Here is a 248-nt window from a genome sequence, read left to right as displayed (position 1 = left end):
AATTCCTCAAAGCGTGCATTGGTATGTTCAATATAAAAGTTAAAGATGTCGGTAATGCCAGCAACATCTTCAAATTTACCTGTTCGAATTTCCACGAAATGTCCTTTTTCTTCGAGCTTTATAACGCCGCATTAAGGGGTGAACAACGCCACCACTTAACCTAAACCATTGTGCCGTAAACGCTTAAGCTAATTCAAACCAAAACTGCCAAGCGTTGTGAATCCCTCTTAAATGCTTTGTTAGCAAGG

General features: G+C 39.9%; 1 pseudogene. It reads right to left on the bottom strand.

Annotation, left to right across the window (positions count from 1 at the left end):
* Nucleotides 1-95 (bottom strand): annotated as a pseudogene (locus CBX98_RS26160) (GNAT family N-acetyltransferase); the annotation flags it as partial.
* Between the last annotated feature and the right edge of the window lie 153 nt (nt 96-248).

This window comes from Vibrio sp. T9, from assembly GCF_003123985.1.
Taxonomy (GTDB): domain Bacteria; phylum Pseudomonadota; class Gammaproteobacteria; order Enterobacterales; family Vibrionaceae; genus Vibrio; species Vibrio diabolicus.
This window is presented reverse-complemented; position numbering and strand designations above follow the sequence as displayed.